The sequence below is a fragment of the Achromobacter sp. UMC71 genome (assembly GCF_014170305.1).
GTDB lineage: Bacteria > Pseudomonadota > Gammaproteobacteria > Burkholderiales > Burkholderiaceae_B > Achromobacter.
Genome location: NZ_LZZT01000029.1, coordinates 23754 through 37939 on the forward strand (window position 1 = coordinate 23754; position 14186 = coordinate 37939).

Sequence of the window (14186 nt, forward strand, 5' to 3'; positions counted from 1 at the left end):
TGAATTACATATTTAACAATTGATCATTTTTCAGGGGGGCGTTCTGGTTTCGGCAACGCCCCCCGGGTATACCGCTAGAACAGCTGCGGTGCGTCGCTGCGGATGTAGCGCAGGAAGCGGTGGGCGGCGTCCGACAAGGGGCGCGAGGCGTGCGTCTGGAATTGCAACTGGCCGGCGTTGAGCAGCGCGTCGTTGATCGGGCGGCAGATCAGCCGCCCGGTTTCCAGGTGGTCGGCGGCGGTCAGGCGGGCGCACAGGGTGACGGCGTCGCCGGTCAGCACATACTGGTAGGCGGCGTCCGGCAGGTTGGACGTGAACGCCGGCGACAGGGTGATGTTGTACAGGCTGCAGGCCATGTCCAGCACCTGGCGCAGGGCGCTGCCGCCTTCGGGCAAGGCCAGCGGATACGCCGGCAATTGGGTAATGTGCAGGGATTCGCAGGCGGCCAGCGGGTGGCCAGGGCGCATCACGGCCACGATCTCGGCCGGATGCGAGTAGATGACGGCGATGTCCTTTTCCGCCGAATGGCTGTAGGTGACGCCGATGTCGGCCTGGGCCGAACGGACCCGTTCGGCCACCAGCCCGGCATCCAGAATGTGCAGGTTGAAGCGGATCGAAGGGTGTTCGGCCTGGAAGGCGGCGAACTTGCGCGGCAGGGCGCAGGCGGCAAAACCTGGGGCGCCCGCGATTTTCACGGTCTGGGTGTAGCGGCCGTTCTGGCCGTCGATCTCGGCATAGGTGCGGGCGGCGTCGGCTTCCACCCGGCGCGCGTGGTCGGCCAGGATCCGGCCCACTTCGGTCACTCGCATGCCCTTGGGGTGGCGCTCGAACAGTTGGTTGTGCAGGCGCTGCTCCAGGCCCGCGATCTGCCGGCTGACAGCCGAACTGACGACATTCAGCCGCGCGGCGGCGCCATTGACGGACCCTGTGTCGACGACGGCGAGAAAGTAACGAAGCGCGGTGCTGTCGAATTGGAATCGCTTCATTGATTTGAGTGCCGTAAATCTCAGTGTCGAGCCCGGGCGGCCGGCAACCGCTAAAAGAGGGTGCGCGGAAGGCGGTGGCCCTTGGGGAGGTCGCGCCGCGGCGTCTTATGAACGCGCCAGCCAATGGCGTCGGACCGCGGAAGCGATGGCGGGTTGCGCCACGCACAGCCTGCATGCGCCCTCCGGGGAGGGGCGGTGCGCTGGAATGCCAACCCTGAGGCCTGCGGGACAGGCGATTGGGCCAGAGGTGGAATTTATTCCAGCAACACCTTTTGCCACAATCGCAAATTTATCAATATTGCATTCTAATTTCGGCAACAAGACGCAGGGCCTGGACCTGGCGGCGACACGAGGGCTTGAGACGAAAAAAAAGCGCGCCCGAAGGCGCGCTTGAAAATGGGCGGAAGGGGCCGGCGGTTCAGTCCACCACGAAGCCGCCCGGGCCCGCGTGGCCCAACAGTTCCCGTGCGCACTGCACCGCCTCGTGGGGCGTGGCCACGGCCAAAAAGGGCATGCCGAACGCGCGCGCCATCTTTTCGCCGCGCTTGCGGATCTTGTCCAGCGCGCCGGCATCGCGTTCGACCGCGATGAACGCGCGGCAGCGCGCCTTCAGGCGAGGCATGTTGCTGGTCTGCCATTCGATCATCGCCTTGCGGTCATCGTGGCTGGCTTCCTGGCGCATGTCCGGCACCACCATGACGAAGGTCTGCGGGTTATCGACCAGCATCTCCATTTCGCGGATCCAGCTGGCGGAATAGCCGGCCGGCGCGCTGCCGTGCTTGGCGGTCACGATGGGGAATTGGGACAGGTCGTGGAAGAAAAACTGATCGCGGTTCATTCGAATTCTCCGATGTAAGGGGCGGGCGCATCCTTGCGGCAGCCGCAGCCGCCGTAAAGCACCAGGCTGTAGGAATCCAGCGCAAAACCGCATTGCCTGGCGATCTTGCTCACCTGTTGCGCCATCGCGGGATCGCTGGATTCCTGGATCCGGCCGCAATGCCGGCAGACCAGGTGGTCGTGGTGTCCCTTGTCATTCAGCTCGTACACGGTCGAGTGAGTGTCGAGCTGAGTCCGTTTGAGCACGCCGGCGTCCTCAAGTTGCGTGATGACGCGATAAACCGTCGCCAGGCCGATGCTGCTGTGTTCCGAGATGAGGTTGCGGTAGATGTCCGCCGCGCTCATGTGCTGGTCCGCATGCTGGTGGAAGACGTCCAGGATCTTCAGGCGCGGGAAAGTGGCTTTGATGCCCGCCACGCGCAACCGGGTGTGGTCCATGTTGATTCTCCGTTCCGGGGCCGATGCCCGAATGATGAGAATGATGTACATTTTCAAATGAACCCGCTAACGGGAATCCGTCAACCTGTAGCTCAAATCTGCCAACCATGTTCCAAGTGACCGTGGTCCACCACGCCTTGCCCGACGTCCTGCTGACGCCTTTCAGCATGCGGCATCGCCGGGAATCCAAAGGCATCTCCGTTCCCGACCATGTCCATAACGAGGGCATGCTGGTGCTCGTCCACGAAGGGCTGGTGATGGTGCAGTCGGGCACCCAGGTGTGGACGGTGCTGCCGGGCAGCCTGGGCTGGATCCCGCCCGGGGTGTCGCACGCCGCGCGCTGGTTCGGCGAGGCGCGCGGGTCCTTCCTGTATGTGCGGGCCGATGCCTGCCACCGGCTGCCGGCGCACTGCCGCTCGTGGCCGTCGTCCAAGCTGATCGACGCGTTGATCGAGCGTTTCACCAACACGCCGGCCGGCGCGCTGTCCGACGCCTATCTCGAGCAGTTGTTCGATGTGCTGCTGGCCGAGATCGAGCAGCGCGAGCACGTGCCCCTGCTGCTGCCCATGCCGGATGATCCGCGGCTGCAGGACCTGGCCAATTCGTTGCTGGGCACGCCGGACGACACCTCCGGCATCGACGAATGGGCCCAGCGCCTGAACATGTCGTCGCGCACGCTGATGCGCCGTTTCCGCCAGGAAACCGGCGTCACGTTGGGCCAATGGCGCCAGCAGGCGCGCCTGCTGCGCGGCCTGGAAATGCTGTGCAGCGGCGGTTCGGTGACCGAGGTGGCGTTGTCGGTCGGCTACGAGAGCACCAGCGCGTTCATCGGCAGCTTCCGCGCCGCCTTCGGCATGACGCCCACCCGCTATCTGGCCGGCCGGGAATAGCCCGCTCCAGCCTTTACGGATCTTCACTTTTTTCCGACAGATCTGCGGATCTTCCCGCACGCCCTTTGCCTACCATGGCACCAGGGTAGGACAGGTTTTCTCGTCCTGCCCTCCATGCCTCAAGGGTGTTCCATGACTTGCCAACCTTTCTTCGTACTCTCGCCGGCCGGGAGCGCCGGCGTCGCCGTGGCGCCCGCCCCGGTCATCGCCTTTGCCCAGATCCTGGCGCGTCTGCTGGCGGCCACCCGTGCCGCCTGGCAGCTGGACGCCGCGGCCGGGAGCGTGTCGTGACCGTGCAACCGAGTGGCCAGCCGGCAGGGCCGCGCACGGCCGCGCTGCTGATCCATGGCCTGGGCGGCACCGAGTTCGACATGGGGTCGCTGCACAAGGTGCTGGCGCGCGCCGGGGTTGACACCCACGGCGTGACGCTGCCCGGCCACGCAGGGCGGCCCGAGGACCTGCTGGACGTGCGGGTCGAGGACTGGATGGACGTGGTGACCCGCCGCTACCGTGAACTTTGCGCCCAATACGAGGTGGTGCACGTCATCGGCATGTGCCTGGGGGCGCTGCTGGCGGTGGAACTGTGCAAGCGCGAATCGCATACTCGCGGGGCGCTGGTGTCTCTGTCGGCGCCGGTGTTCCTGGACGGTTGGAGCACGCCCTGGTACCGGGGGCTGCGCTATCTGCTGTACCACGTGCCGGGCGTGCCGCGCCGCATCCGGGTCGAGGAAGAAGACCCTTACGGCGTCAAGAGCGAGCTGGTGCGGGCCTTCATCAAGGCGGGTTTCGCCCGCGGCGACGGCTTTCATTACCAGTGGGTGCCGCTGGCCTGCGTGCGCCAGGTGGACCGCCTGCGCAACATGGTCCAGCGCGGGCTGGAGCAAATGCGCTGCCCGACGCTGGTGATGCATGCGGTCGAGGACGAACTGACCAGCCCGCGGTCGGCCCGGCTGCTGGGTGAGCGCATTCCCGGCGCGTCAGTGGTGTTGCTGCAAGACAGTTATCACATGATCTGCGTGGACCACGAACGCGAACGGGTGATGCAGAACGTGCTGGAGTTCCTGGGCAAGGACCCGCAGATCGTGCGCACGCGCCGCCGCGCCGCGGAACCGCGGCGTTGCCGCGAACAGGCGGCGCAGCAGGGCGCGGAGAGCCTGCTGGCGGCGGCCCGTTAGGGCCGCGGCGGCACGGCGTGCGCGGCCAAGGCGCGGGACCGGCCGGGGGATCCCGGGCCTGAGCACTGCCCGTCCATGCATAGCCCGCTGCACGGGTTGCCTCAGGCAGCGGCGGGCTGGTCGGGCTGGTTGGGGTGCGACGGGCCTTGCGGATCGTTTTCGGCGTCGGGCCGGGGCGGCACGGCCGGCAGGCCCAGCGCCAGCCGCAGGCGCTGGCAATCGGGATTGGGCGTGCCGTCCGGCAGCCAGATATCGAATTCCCGGCAGGGCGTCGGGCGGTCTTCGTAGATGGCGCAATGGATGCCGGGCTTGCCTAGTTCGCCGCGCAGCGAGATGCAGCGGCCGCCACCCATTTCGGTGCCTTTCATGCAGGCCCGCAGCGGACTCATCTGCGTGACCAATTCCACCGGCACGTGGCCGCCGTTTTCGCCCGCCAGTTCGCCGCAATAGAACGACACCCGGAAGTGCGAGCAACAGGCGCCGCAGTCCAGACAGGGGTTGGCGGCCGGGTTGGCATCGCCGGCCAGGGTGGCGGGCGACACGAAGGTGATGACGGATGTCTCGAGCAGGGACATGGCGGGAAAGTCCGAAAGCCTGTCCGGCCCAGGTAACGGCGGGCGGTGGGGGGCAAGCCGCCCGTGCGCCTGGCCGATCCGGGGGCGCGCACGGACACGGCCGGCGCGGGATCAGGGGCGGAAATAGTAGCGGGATTTCGCCTGCGGTAGCTACGACTTTTTTCGGGGACGTGGCTGGGGTAGCATCGGGAATCGATTGCCGCCAGGATCATCCCCATGAATGCCAATTCCGCCTTCCCCGACGGCCGCGCCCGTTGCGGCTGGGTCGACACCTCCGCCGACTACATGGCGTACCACGACACCGAATGGGGCCGTCCACAAGGCGACGACCGGGCCCTGTTTGAACAGCTCTGCCTGGAAGGCTTCCAGTCCGGCCTCAGCTGGCGCACCATCCTCAACAAGCGCGAGGCCTTTCGCCGCGGTTTCGCCAATTTCGACGCGGCCAAGGTCGCGCGTTTTGGCGAAAAGCAGGTGCTGGCGCTGCTGGCCGATGCCGGCATCGTGCGCCACCGCGGCAAGATCGAAGCCGTCATCAACAACGCCCAGCGTGCACTGGAAATGATCGAACGCGAAGGTTCGCTGGGCGCATTCTTCTGGCGCTTCGAGGCGCCGGCAGGGGCAGCATCCACGCCGGGTGCGTCCACCTCGGCGCAGTCTGAAGCCCTGTCCAAGGCGCTCAAGAAACTGGGCTGGAAATTCGTCGGCCCCACCACCGTCTACGCCTTCATGCAGTCGGTGGGCATGGTCAACGACCACCACCCCGACTGTTACTGCCACGGCCTCAGCGAAAAGGCGCGCAAGGCATTCCGGCGGCCAGCGTAGAACGGCAGACCAGGACGGTCTTCCTGAAACCCCCTCCGGTCCAAGCCGCTGTCGCTTGCCGTTGCGCGGCAGCGGTTTCGGCTACTGCCCGGCGCCCTGGGGGGGCGGCGCAACCGGCGCCGTGCCGGGGATGCAATAGCGTCCTTCGCGATAGGCCCAGCTGGGCCACAGCGCGTGGGCCAGCGCCTCGGTGGCCAGATCCGGGTCCAACGGCACCGGCGCATAGGTTTCCGGCGCGGTGTAGCGGTACTGCACCGGCGTCTTGTTCGGCGCCATCACCAGCAGGTCGTTTTCTTTCAGATAACCGTAGGTGTTGTCGTACTGCATGATGGCGCGGCCCGGGGCGCTGCGCGTCAGGTCGTGGCCGATCATGGGATGCTCGGTGTCCACGCCGATCAGCGACAGCAGGGTGGGCGGCAGGTCGATCTGGCTGATCAGCCGGTCGTCGCGCCGCGCTTCGATGCCGGCGCCCAGGATCACGGCGGGAATATGGAAGTGGCGCACCGGCACCAGGCTGGCGCCGAACACGCGCGAATCATGGTCGGCGGCCACCAGGAAGACGGTGTTTTCCCAGTACGGGGAAGCCTTGGCGCGTTCAAAGAAGCGGCCCAGCGCCCAGTCGGCGTAGCGCACCGTGTTTTCCACGGTGGCGGGGTTGCCCTCGGTGGGGATGCGGCCCGCCGGGTACTCCCAGGGCGAATGGTTCGACACGCTGAAGGCCAGGGTGAAGGTCGGCTTGTCGCCGTCTTCGCGCAGCAGCCGGTCCAGCTGGTTGAACATGTCCTCGTCCGAGGCGCCCCAGGTGCCCACGAACGCCGGGTCCACGAAGTCTTCGCGATCGACGATCTGCTTGAAGCCGTTGCCCAGGAAAAAGCCCTTCATATTGTCGAAGTGCGATTCGCCGCCGTAGATGAAGCGCGAGTGGTAGCCATGGCGGCCCAGCAGGTCGGCCAGCGAGAAAAAGCCACGTTGCGAACGAGGCAGCTTCAGCACCGCCTGCGCCGGGGTGGGCAGAAAGCCGGTCACGACGGCTTCGAGCCCGCGCACCGAGCGCGTGCCGGTGGCATAGGCCCGGGTGAAGGTCCAGGCCTCGCGCGCCAAGGCGTCCAGTTCGGGCGTCAGGTCCATGCCGCCCAGGCCGGCGCTGTACTGCGCGCCCAGGCTTTCCTCCAGGATGATCACCAGGTTCAGCGGGCGCGTGGTCTTGCGCGTGGCGGGCTGGCGATGCAGGCTGGGGTGGTTGGCGTCGGCGGGCGGGTAGGGCAGGCCGGCTTGCGCCAGCACCCGGCGGTGCATGTCGTCATCGTCCATGCCGCCATACACGGCGGAGGCCGACTTCTCGTTCTTCATGCTGTAGACGGCATAGAACACGTTATAGAGCGAGTTCAGCGCCAGAGTATTGAGCATGCCGTCCGAGCTGTAGGCCACCGACGACGGGTTGATGGGCCGATGGCCCAGCGTGCCGCGGATGGCCAGAATGACGATGGCCAGGATCGCCAGGCTGGCCAGCGGCATCTGCCACCAGGCCAAGGGCGCGTCGGGCGTGGCGTGACCGAACAGGCCGTAGGCGCCCCAGCCGATCAGCGCCAAGGCGCCCAGTCCGCCCAGCAGCGCACCCTTGTAGCCGCGCCAGAGCATGCCCGACACTTCGCGGGGATGCTTCAGGTATTCGACGAACAGCCGGTTGGGACGGGTGTCGTATTCCAGGATGAAGGGGGGCGTGGCCACTTCCAGGAACGCCAGCAGGATAAAGGCGACCAGGTACCAGATGCCCGCGGCCGTGGCGGCAAAGGGCAGGTGGCCCAGCCAAGGAGACAGCACGGCGGGCAGCGCCGCCAGCACGCAGATCTGGTGCGCGTCGATGCGCAGGCCGCCCAACAGCAGGGGCGCCAGGCCGCCCGCGTTGCGCACGCGCTGCCATTGCCATGCGGCCAGGGCCAGGCGGCTGAGTGTCAGCAGCGCAAAAGCCGCCACCACGAAAATCAAGCTTGAATGCCGCATCGGGCCTCCAGGTAGTGCTGCTGTCCGCCCCTGTCCAGGCGCGGGATCGGTCGATCGCGCATTTGAACAGGGGCGGCGTCGAAAATTCGGTAGGGATTATTCCGTCCGTGCCCGGGGAAAAACGGGTGGAACCCGGTTGCTTTGTAACTTTTGCCGACCGGGCGCTCTATGACAAGGAAAAATCCGCACACATTATGGGGCCGGCAAGCTTAACCTGCCCGGCCCGGCGCGGTACCCTGGGGGTAAATTAGGGCCGGGGCATCGGCGCTCCGGCGGCAACGGCAAGGATCATAACGATGACACGCAAAACAAAAATAGCGGTCGGAATTGTCAGCGTGCTGGCGCTCCTGGTGGCGATCCTGATCGTGGTGATCGCCACGTTCGACTGGAACCGCGCCAAGCCCATGATCAACGAGCGGGTCACCGCGGCCATCGGGCGGCCCTTCGCCATCAACGGCGACCTGAGCGTCCAATGGACACGCGAGACCGACGAGGGCGGCTGGCGCGCGTGGGTGCCATGGCCGCATATCGTGGCCAACGACATCAGCGTCGGCAACACCGAGTGGGCCAAGGCGCCCCAGTTCGCCACCTTGAAGCGCGGTGAATTCAGCCTGGCGCCCCTGCCGCTGCTCAGCCAACGGGTCGTGATCCGGCGGATCCAGCTGACCGAGCCGGCCGCCGACCTGGAACGCCTGGCCGACGGCCGCGCCAACTGGCTGTTCACGCTGCCCGAATCGGGCGAGCCGTCGCCGTGGGTGCTGGACATCAACGAAATCGGTTTCGACAAGGGCCGGGTCGGCTATTCCGACGCGATCCTGCAGGCTGACCTGACCGTGCTGGTCGATCCGCTGGGCAAGCCGGTGCCGTTCGCCGACGTCGCCGGCGCGGCCTTCGTCGCCGAGGACGGCGCGGCCCCGGCGCCGCGCGACTATGTCTTCGGCTGGAAGGTCGATGGCAAGTACAAGGGCCTGGCCACGAAGGGCGAGGGCAAGGTCGGCGGCATGCTGGCCCTGCAGGACGCCAAGCAGCCTTTCCCGGTGCAGGCCGATGTGGCGATCGGCGGCACCAAGGCTGCCGTGACGGGCACCCTGACCGATCCGGTCAACCTGGGCGCGCTGGACCTGCGCCTGAAGCTGTCGGGCGCGTCCATGGCGCAGCTGTATCCGCTGACCGGCGTGACCCTGCCGGACACGCCGCCGTATTCCACCGACGGGCATCTGGTGGCCCGCTTGCGCAACGCGGGCGGCGCGGTGTTCGACTACCGGGATTTCAACGGCCAGGTGGGCAACAGCGACCTGCATGGCGACGTGTCGTTCTCGTTGGCGGCGCCGCGCCCCAAACTGACCGGCAAGCTGTCGTCCAAGCAACTGCGCATGGCTGATCTTGGGCCGCTGATCGGGGTGCCGTCCGGCAAGGCCGCGCCGGCCCAGGACAAGCCCAAGGACGCGCCGGTCAAGCGCGCCGGCGGCAAGGTGCTGCCGACGCAAGCCTTCCGCACCGACCGCTGGCGCGACATGGATGCCGACGTGGCGCTGGAAGCCGGCCGCATCGTGCATGACGCCAAGCTGCCCCTGTCGGACCTGTCGGTGCACCTGATCCTGCAGGACGGGCAACTGACGCTGGACCCGCTGCGCTTCGGCATGGCGGGCGGCAACATGGCCGCCACGCTGCGGCTGGACGGCTCCAAGGCGCCGCTGACCGGCCGCGTCGAGATGCATGCGCGGCGCCTGCGCCTGAAGCAACTGTTCCCCGCCACCGAGTCCATGCAGAAGACGCTGGGCGAACTGAACGGCGACCTGGCGCTGTCGGGCACGGGCAATTCCGTGGCCGCGCTGCTGGGCTCGGCTACCGGCGACGTGAAGATGCTGGTCAACGATGGCGTCATCAGCCGCAGCCTGATGGAGATTGCGGGACTCAACGTCGGCAACTACGTCATGTCCAAGTTGTTCGGCGACGACGAGGTCAAGATCAATTGCGGCGCGGCCGACCTGGAAATGAAAAGCGGCGTCATGACGCCGCGCGTGTTCGTGTTCGACACCGAGAACGCCCTGATCAACATCACCGGCACGACCGACTTCAAGAATGAAAAGCTGGACCTGGACATCACGCCGGACAGCAAGGGCTTTCGCATCTTTTCGCTGCGTTCGCCGTTGTATGTGCGCGGCACCTTCGGGTCGCCGGATGTGGGCGTGCACGTGCTGCCGCTGGCCGCGCGCGGCGCGGGCATGGTGGCGTTGGGCGTGATCCTGACGCCGGCGGCGGGGTTGTTGGCCCTGATCGCGCCGAGCACGACCGACGACAATTCCTGCGCCACGCTGCTCAAGCAGATGCGCGTGCCGCCCAAGGCGCCAGCGCCGGCCAAGGGCAAGTAGGATAGGGCGCGTGATCGGACGCGGGCATTGGCCCGCCACGGCAACCGCGCGTGTCGCGGGCCAGCCGGATCAGCGCGGCAACGCCATGCGCGCGCCGTCCTTGGCCTGGTTGTCGGCGACGCAGACGGCATTGCGGCCATGGTTCTTCGCGTGGTACAGCGCCCGGTCGGCCCGCTGGATGACTTCATCCAGCGTCGCGCCGTGCTCCGGGTATTGCGCCACGCCGGCCGACAGCGTGATCGGCGCGGGCAGGCCGTTCGTGGCGCCCATCTGGGCGAGCTTCAAGCGCAGGCGTTCGGCCGTGGCCACCGCGGCCGCCAGCGGCGCGCCGGGCATCAGCATCACGAATTCCTCGCCGCCGCTGCGGGCCACGGTATCGCCGCTGCGCGACCCTTCGGTCAGCAGCGTGGCCAGCGCCTGCAGGGCGCGGTCGCCGGCCGCGTGGCCGTAGCGGTCATTGACGTGTTTGAAGTGGTCGATGTCCACCGCGACGATCGACAACGGCGTCTCGGCCGCCTGCAGCAGCGCCATCGCTTCGTCCAATCCGCGTCGGTTCAGCAGCCCCGTCAGCTTGTCCGTGGTCGAGGCGCGGCGCAGGTCGCGGATCTTGTGCTGGATCGACGCCAGGCCCATCAGCAGCGCGCGCTTGAGTTGCGATGCTTCGAAATACCAGGACTTCACCTTGCGGATCCGCTCGGTCGAGTCGGGGTCCTGCATGCGCTTGGCGATGCTGGCCAGCTCGCCCAGCGGCCGGGCGATCCAGCGCGATAGCAGCCACAGCAGCACAATGGAAAGCAGCAGCAGTGGCAAAGTGTTGCGGGCGGTCGCCATCAGCAGGTCGTGCAGCGGCAGCAGCGTGCTGGCCACCGGCCGCTGCGCGATGATGGTCCAGCCCGTGCTGGGCACCGGCGCATAACCGGCCAGTATCTCGGTGCCTTCCGAATCCGTGAAGCGCTGCTCGCCCGTCTCGCCGCGCAACGCGGCCGCCAGCTTGTCCTTGTCGGCGGACATGTGGCCCAGGCGGCTGCGGTCGGGGTGGTAGATCAGCGTGCCGTCGCGCGCCAGCACGTACAGCACGGAATCGTCGCGATTGAAGTGCTGGCCCAGCAGCCGGTCGAGCACGTTGTCTTCGTGCAGGTAAAGCGTACCGGCGATATAGCCCAGGTAGCGGTAGTCGCGCGAAAAAATCGGGTGGGTGTACAGGATCAGCCAGCGGCCGGTGCTGGCGCGATAGGGTTCGCTGATGAACGGGCGGCGCGTCGTCTGCGCGGTCCTGGCGGCATCGCTGGTCAACTGCTGGCCCTTCAACTGCGGGTACGTGGGCGACACCGCGAGCACCAGGCCTTGCGGCGACACCACGAAGCTGGAATTGAAGTGCCCCAATTGCTCTTCCTGGCGGCGGGTTTCGGCCGCGGCGAGTTCGGGGTGGGCCTCCATATCCGCCAGCATGTCGGCGCTGAAGGCCAGGTGGCGGCGCAGATCGCCCAGGAAATACTCGGTGGTGGCGGCCAGCTTGGCGGCGTAGACGCGGTTGCTTTCCAGCGCGTTGTGCAGCAGCAGATCGCGTTGGACCAGGTAGCTGGCATGCAGACCCGCGGCCAGGACCAGGAAAATCGACAGCAGGCTGATCCACAGGATGAGGCGCCGGAGGTCGATGCGGAACATGGAGGGCGTCCGTGTCAGGAGGAAGCGCGGCCTGGCGGCAGGCCGGAGGGCGGCATGCCGCCTGTCAGCGCATCCCAGGCGCACATCGCCTGGCGCGCCACCGCTTGCAGAGTCTTGCGGCTGGCGCCATCGCGCGCCTGAATGGACATCCCATGCAGGATCGTGGTGTAGAACGCCGCCAGGCTTTTCAGGTCGGCGCTGGCGGGCAGTTCGCCGTCGGCGGCGCCGGCGGTCAGGCGGGCCAGAATGCGGCTTTGCATGTCGCGCCGGTTGTCGCCCAGGAAGGCGCCGACCCCGTCGTGGTTGTCGGCGCCGGACGGCGCACCCAGCACGATCAGGCAGCCGGGGGGCGCGCCTGGCGCGGTGAAGCGGTCGGCGGCGGCCAGCAGCATGCCTTGCACGGCGTCGCGGGCGGTGGCGGCATCGGTCAGCGCGCGGCGCGAGGCCGCGCCGTCGGTGTCGCGATAAAGCTGCACCGCTTCGCGAAATAGTCCTTCTTTTGAGCCGAATGCACCGTAGAGGCTGGGCGAGTTGATGCCCATCGCAGCCGTCAGATCGGTTAGCGATGCACCTTCATATCCCTTCGACCAGAACACTTCCATGGCCTTGCGCAAGGCCTGGGCTCGGTCGAAGTTCCGGGGGCGCCCACGTTCTGCCATGCCGCGGATTTTACTCGGGAGAACTATTTTGTGTTGATCGATAAGAAAATCGTTGACGGCGGGGTGCGTGTCGTTGGATGATATTTGTACTGATCACTACAAATTGAGGTTGACCCATGCAGAATCTGAACGGCAAAGTGGCTTTCGTGACCGGCGGCAGCCGGGGTATTGGCGCGGCGATCGTCCGCCGCCTGGCCGCGGACGGCGCGGATATCGCGTTCACCTATGTCAGCGCCTCGTCGAAAGACGCGGCCACGGCGCTGGCGCGCGAACTCGAGGCCAACGGCCGCCGCGCGCGCGCCATCCAGGCGGACTCGGCCGATCCGGCCCAGGTCCGGCAGGCAGTGGAGCAGGCCGTCGCGCAACTTGGGCCGGTGGACGTACTGGTGAACAACGCCGGCATCTTCCTGGCCGGCCCCTTGGACGAGGTCACGCTGGATGACTACGAACGCACGATGAACATCAATGTGCGCGCGCCTTTCGTGGCCATCCAGGCTGCGCAGGCGTCGATGCCGGACGGCGGTCGCATCATCAACATCGGCAGTTGCCTGGCCGAGCGCGCCGGCCGTGCAGGGGTGACGCTGTATGCCGCCAGCAAGTCGGCGCTGCTGGGCATGACGCGCGGCCTGGCGCGCGACCTGGGCGCGCGCGGCATCACGGCCAACGTGGTGCATCCGGGGCCGATCGATACCGATATGAATCCGGCTGACGGCGACCACGCCGGCGATCTGGTGGCCGTGCTGTCCTTGCCCCATTACGGCGAGGTGCGCGACATCGCCGGCATGGTGGCTTTCCTGGCCGGTCCGGATGGACGCTACGTGACCGGTGCGAGCCTGGCGGTGGATGGCGGCTTCGCCGCTTGATGCGCGTGGGCCGCGCGGCGGCCCGTGGGAACGGGCTGCCCGCCTGCGCGCGCGGGCGGCCGGTCACTTTTTTGTGGTCGATTGGCCACCGACTTGCACAAATAAAAAAAGCTCCCTATAATCTCGCTTCTTCGCAGTTCACACACAACGAAACGCGACGGCAACAGCGCAAAGCTGAATGCCTGAAAGATCGAAGTGAATGAACATGCAGGGCTGTTAGCTCAGTTGGTAGAGCAGCGGACTCTTAATCCGTAGGTCGAGTGTTCGAGCCACTCACAGCCCACCAGAATTCTCTAGTAGTATCAAGCGCTTAGCCCACCGGAAACGGTGGGCTTTTTGCTTTCTGGGAATTTTGACCGCACTTCTAACGCACTTCGGTGTTTTGGCGGGCTCTGGCAGCGACCTCCGAGCGCTGTTACAGAAAAAATTTCTGCCTCCATTTGCTGGTAGTTTTCGGCAAAACGGAGCCCAGCGAAGCGAGAGTCCACCCGCGTTGGCGCCTATACCTCAATCCAAAAATTGTGAGATAGGCATCATGGCTAACATTCAAAAGCGCGGTGAATATCAGTACCAGGCAGACATTCGTCGTAAAGGCTTTCCGCGGCAGACCCAGACGTTCTTGACCAAAGACGACGCCGAACGGTGGGCGCGAAAGCACGAGGGGCAAATGGACGAGGGGAAATTCAGAGACCCCCGCCCCATCGCGAAACTGACCCTCGGCGATGCCTTGGACCGCTACATGGACGAAGTCGTCCCGACCAAGGCCGTAGGCGGGCAGCGCAATGAGCGCAATCGAATTCGACTGCTGAAGAAGCATCACTGGCCAGGCGTGAGCTGAGCACCCTTCAGTCCTCTGACTTTGCCAAGTACCGCAATGAGCGGACCGCACAAGTAGGCAGCGCT

The 14186-nt window shown here is 66.4% G+C and carries 14 protein-coding genes and 1 tRNA gene; 8 read left to right on the forward strand and 7 right to left on the reverse strand.

The window, feature by feature from the left end:
• Positions 1 to 74: 74 nt before the first annotated feature.
• The 3 genes from A9974_RS13475 to A9974_RS13485 all read right to left on the reverse strand — a co-directional run bounded on the left by A9974_RS13475 (position 75) and on the right by A9974_RS13485 (position 2261).
• Positions 75 to 986, reverse strand: coding sequence for a LysR family transcriptional regulator (locus A9974_RS13475; RefSeq protein ID WP_183004642.1), 912 nt, complete (start codon positions 984 to 986; stop codon positions 75 to 77).
• Between the two features lie 418 nt (positions 987 to 1404).
• A complete protein-coding gene (locus A9974_RS13480; RefSeq protein WP_183004644.1) occupies positions 1405 to 1824 on the reverse strand; it encodes a hypothetical protein in 420 nt (139 codons plus the stop codon).
• The gene (locus A9974_RS13485; protein WP_183004646.1) at positions 1821 to 2261 is read right to left on the reverse strand and encodes a transcriptional repressor; all 441 of its coding nucleotides are present in this window, start codon (positions 2259 to 2261) and stop codon (positions 1821 to 1823) included. Before A9974_RS13485 ends, A9974_RS13480 begins: the two co-directional genes overlap by 4 nt.
• Before the next feature lie 107 nt (positions 2262 to 2368).
• Here A9974_RS13485 and A9974_RS13490 point away from each other — a divergent pair, with 107 nt between their 5' ends.
• From A9974_RS13490 to A9974_RS13500, 3 genes are all read left to right on the forward strand, one after another.
• Positions 2369 to 3151: an AraC family transcriptional regulator gene (locus A9974_RS13490; RefSeq protein WP_183004647.1), complete on the forward strand. Its 783-nt coding sequence runs from the start codon at positions 2369 to 2371 to the stop codon at positions 3149 to 3151.
• 132 nt (positions 3152 to 3283) lie between these two features.
• Complete coding sequence (locus A9974_RS13495) at positions 3284 to 3442, forward strand: hypothetical protein (RefSeq protein WP_183004649.1); 159 nt, start codon at positions 3284 to 3286, stop codon at positions 3440 to 3442.
• Complete coding sequence (locus A9974_RS13500) at positions 3439 to 4326, forward strand: alpha/beta hydrolase (RefSeq protein WP_370539629.1); 888 nt, start codon at positions 3439 to 3441, stop codon at positions 4324 to 4326. The genes A9974_RS13495 and A9974_RS13500 overlap by 4 nt, the downstream gene beginning before the upstream one ends.
• Before the next feature lie 101 nt (positions 4327 to 4427).
• Here the strand turns inward: A9974_RS13500 and A9974_RS13505 are convergent, their stop codons facing one another.
• Positions 4428 to 4901 carry a YkgJ family cysteine cluster protein gene (locus tag A9974_RS13505; RefSeq protein WP_183004651.1) on the reverse strand — a complete coding sequence of 158 codons (474 nt, stop codon included), beginning with the start codon at positions 4899 to 4901 and terminating at the stop codon, positions 4428 to 4430.
• Between the two features lie 216 nt (positions 4902 to 5117).
• Between A9974_RS13505 and A9974_RS13510 the strand changes: the two genes are divergently transcribed.
• On the forward strand, positions 5118 to 5723 hold the full coding sequence (locus A9974_RS13510) for a DNA-3-methyladenine glycosylase I (protein WP_183004653.1): 606 nt from the start codon (positions 5118 to 5120) through the stop codon (positions 5721 to 5723).
• 81 nt (positions 5724 to 5804) lie between these two features.
• Here the strand turns inward: A9974_RS13510 and A9974_RS13515 are convergent, their stop codons facing one another.
• Positions 5805 to 7724, reverse strand: a complete 1920-nt coding sequence (locus tag A9974_RS13515) for an LTA synthase family protein (protein ID WP_183004655.1) — start codon at positions 7722 to 7724, stop codon at positions 5805 to 5807.
• Between the two features lie 296 nt (positions 7725 to 8020).
• Here A9974_RS13515 and A9974_RS13520 point away from each other — a divergent pair, with 296 nt between their 5' ends.
• The gene (locus A9974_RS13520; RefSeq protein ID WP_183004657.1) at positions 8021 to 10096 is read left to right on the forward strand and encodes an AsmA family protein; all 2076 of its coding nucleotides are present in this window, start codon (positions 8021 to 8023) and stop codon (positions 10094 to 10096) included.
• 69 nt (positions 10097 to 10165) lie between these two features.
• On the opposite strand, the gene A9974_RS13525 is transcribed toward A9974_RS13520, so the two are convergent.
• Both A9974_RS13525 and A9974_RS13530 read right to left on the reverse strand, forming a co-directional pair.
• On the reverse strand, positions 10166 to 11761 hold the full coding sequence (locus A9974_RS13525) for a sensor domain-containing diguanylate cyclase (protein ID WP_183004659.1): 1596 nt from the start codon (positions 11759 to 11761) through the stop codon (positions 10166 to 10168).
• Positions 11762 to 11775: 14 nt separating this feature from the next.
• Positions 11776 to 12420: a TetR/AcrR family transcriptional regulator gene (locus tag A9974_RS13530; protein ID WP_183004661.1), complete on the reverse strand. Its 645-nt coding sequence runs from the start codon at positions 12418 to 12420 to the stop codon at positions 11776 to 11778.
• A 116-nt stretch (positions 12421 to 12536) separates the two neighbouring features.
• Between A9974_RS13530 and A9974_RS13535 the strand changes: the two genes are divergently transcribed.
• The 3 genes from A9974_RS13535 (at position 12537) to A9974_RS13545 (ending at position 14121) form a co-directional block, all read left to right on the forward strand.
• On the forward strand, positions 12537 to 13283 hold the full coding sequence (locus tag A9974_RS13535) for a 3-oxoacyl-ACP reductase family protein (RefSeq protein ID WP_183004663.1): 747 nt from the start codon (positions 12537 to 12539) through the stop codon (positions 13281 to 13283).
• Positions 13284 to 13493: 210 nt separating this feature from the next.
• Positions 13494 to 13569: transfer RNA gene (locus A9974_RS13540), tRNA-Lys, on the forward strand.
• 249 nt (positions 13570 to 13818) lie between these two features.
• Positions 13819 to 14121 (forward strand): hypothetical protein, encoded by a 303-nt coding sequence (locus A9974_RS13545; RefSeq protein ID WP_183004665.1) that lies wholly within the window; start codon positions 13819 to 13821, stop codon positions 14119 to 14121.
• Positions 14122 to 14186 lie beyond the last annotated feature (65 nt).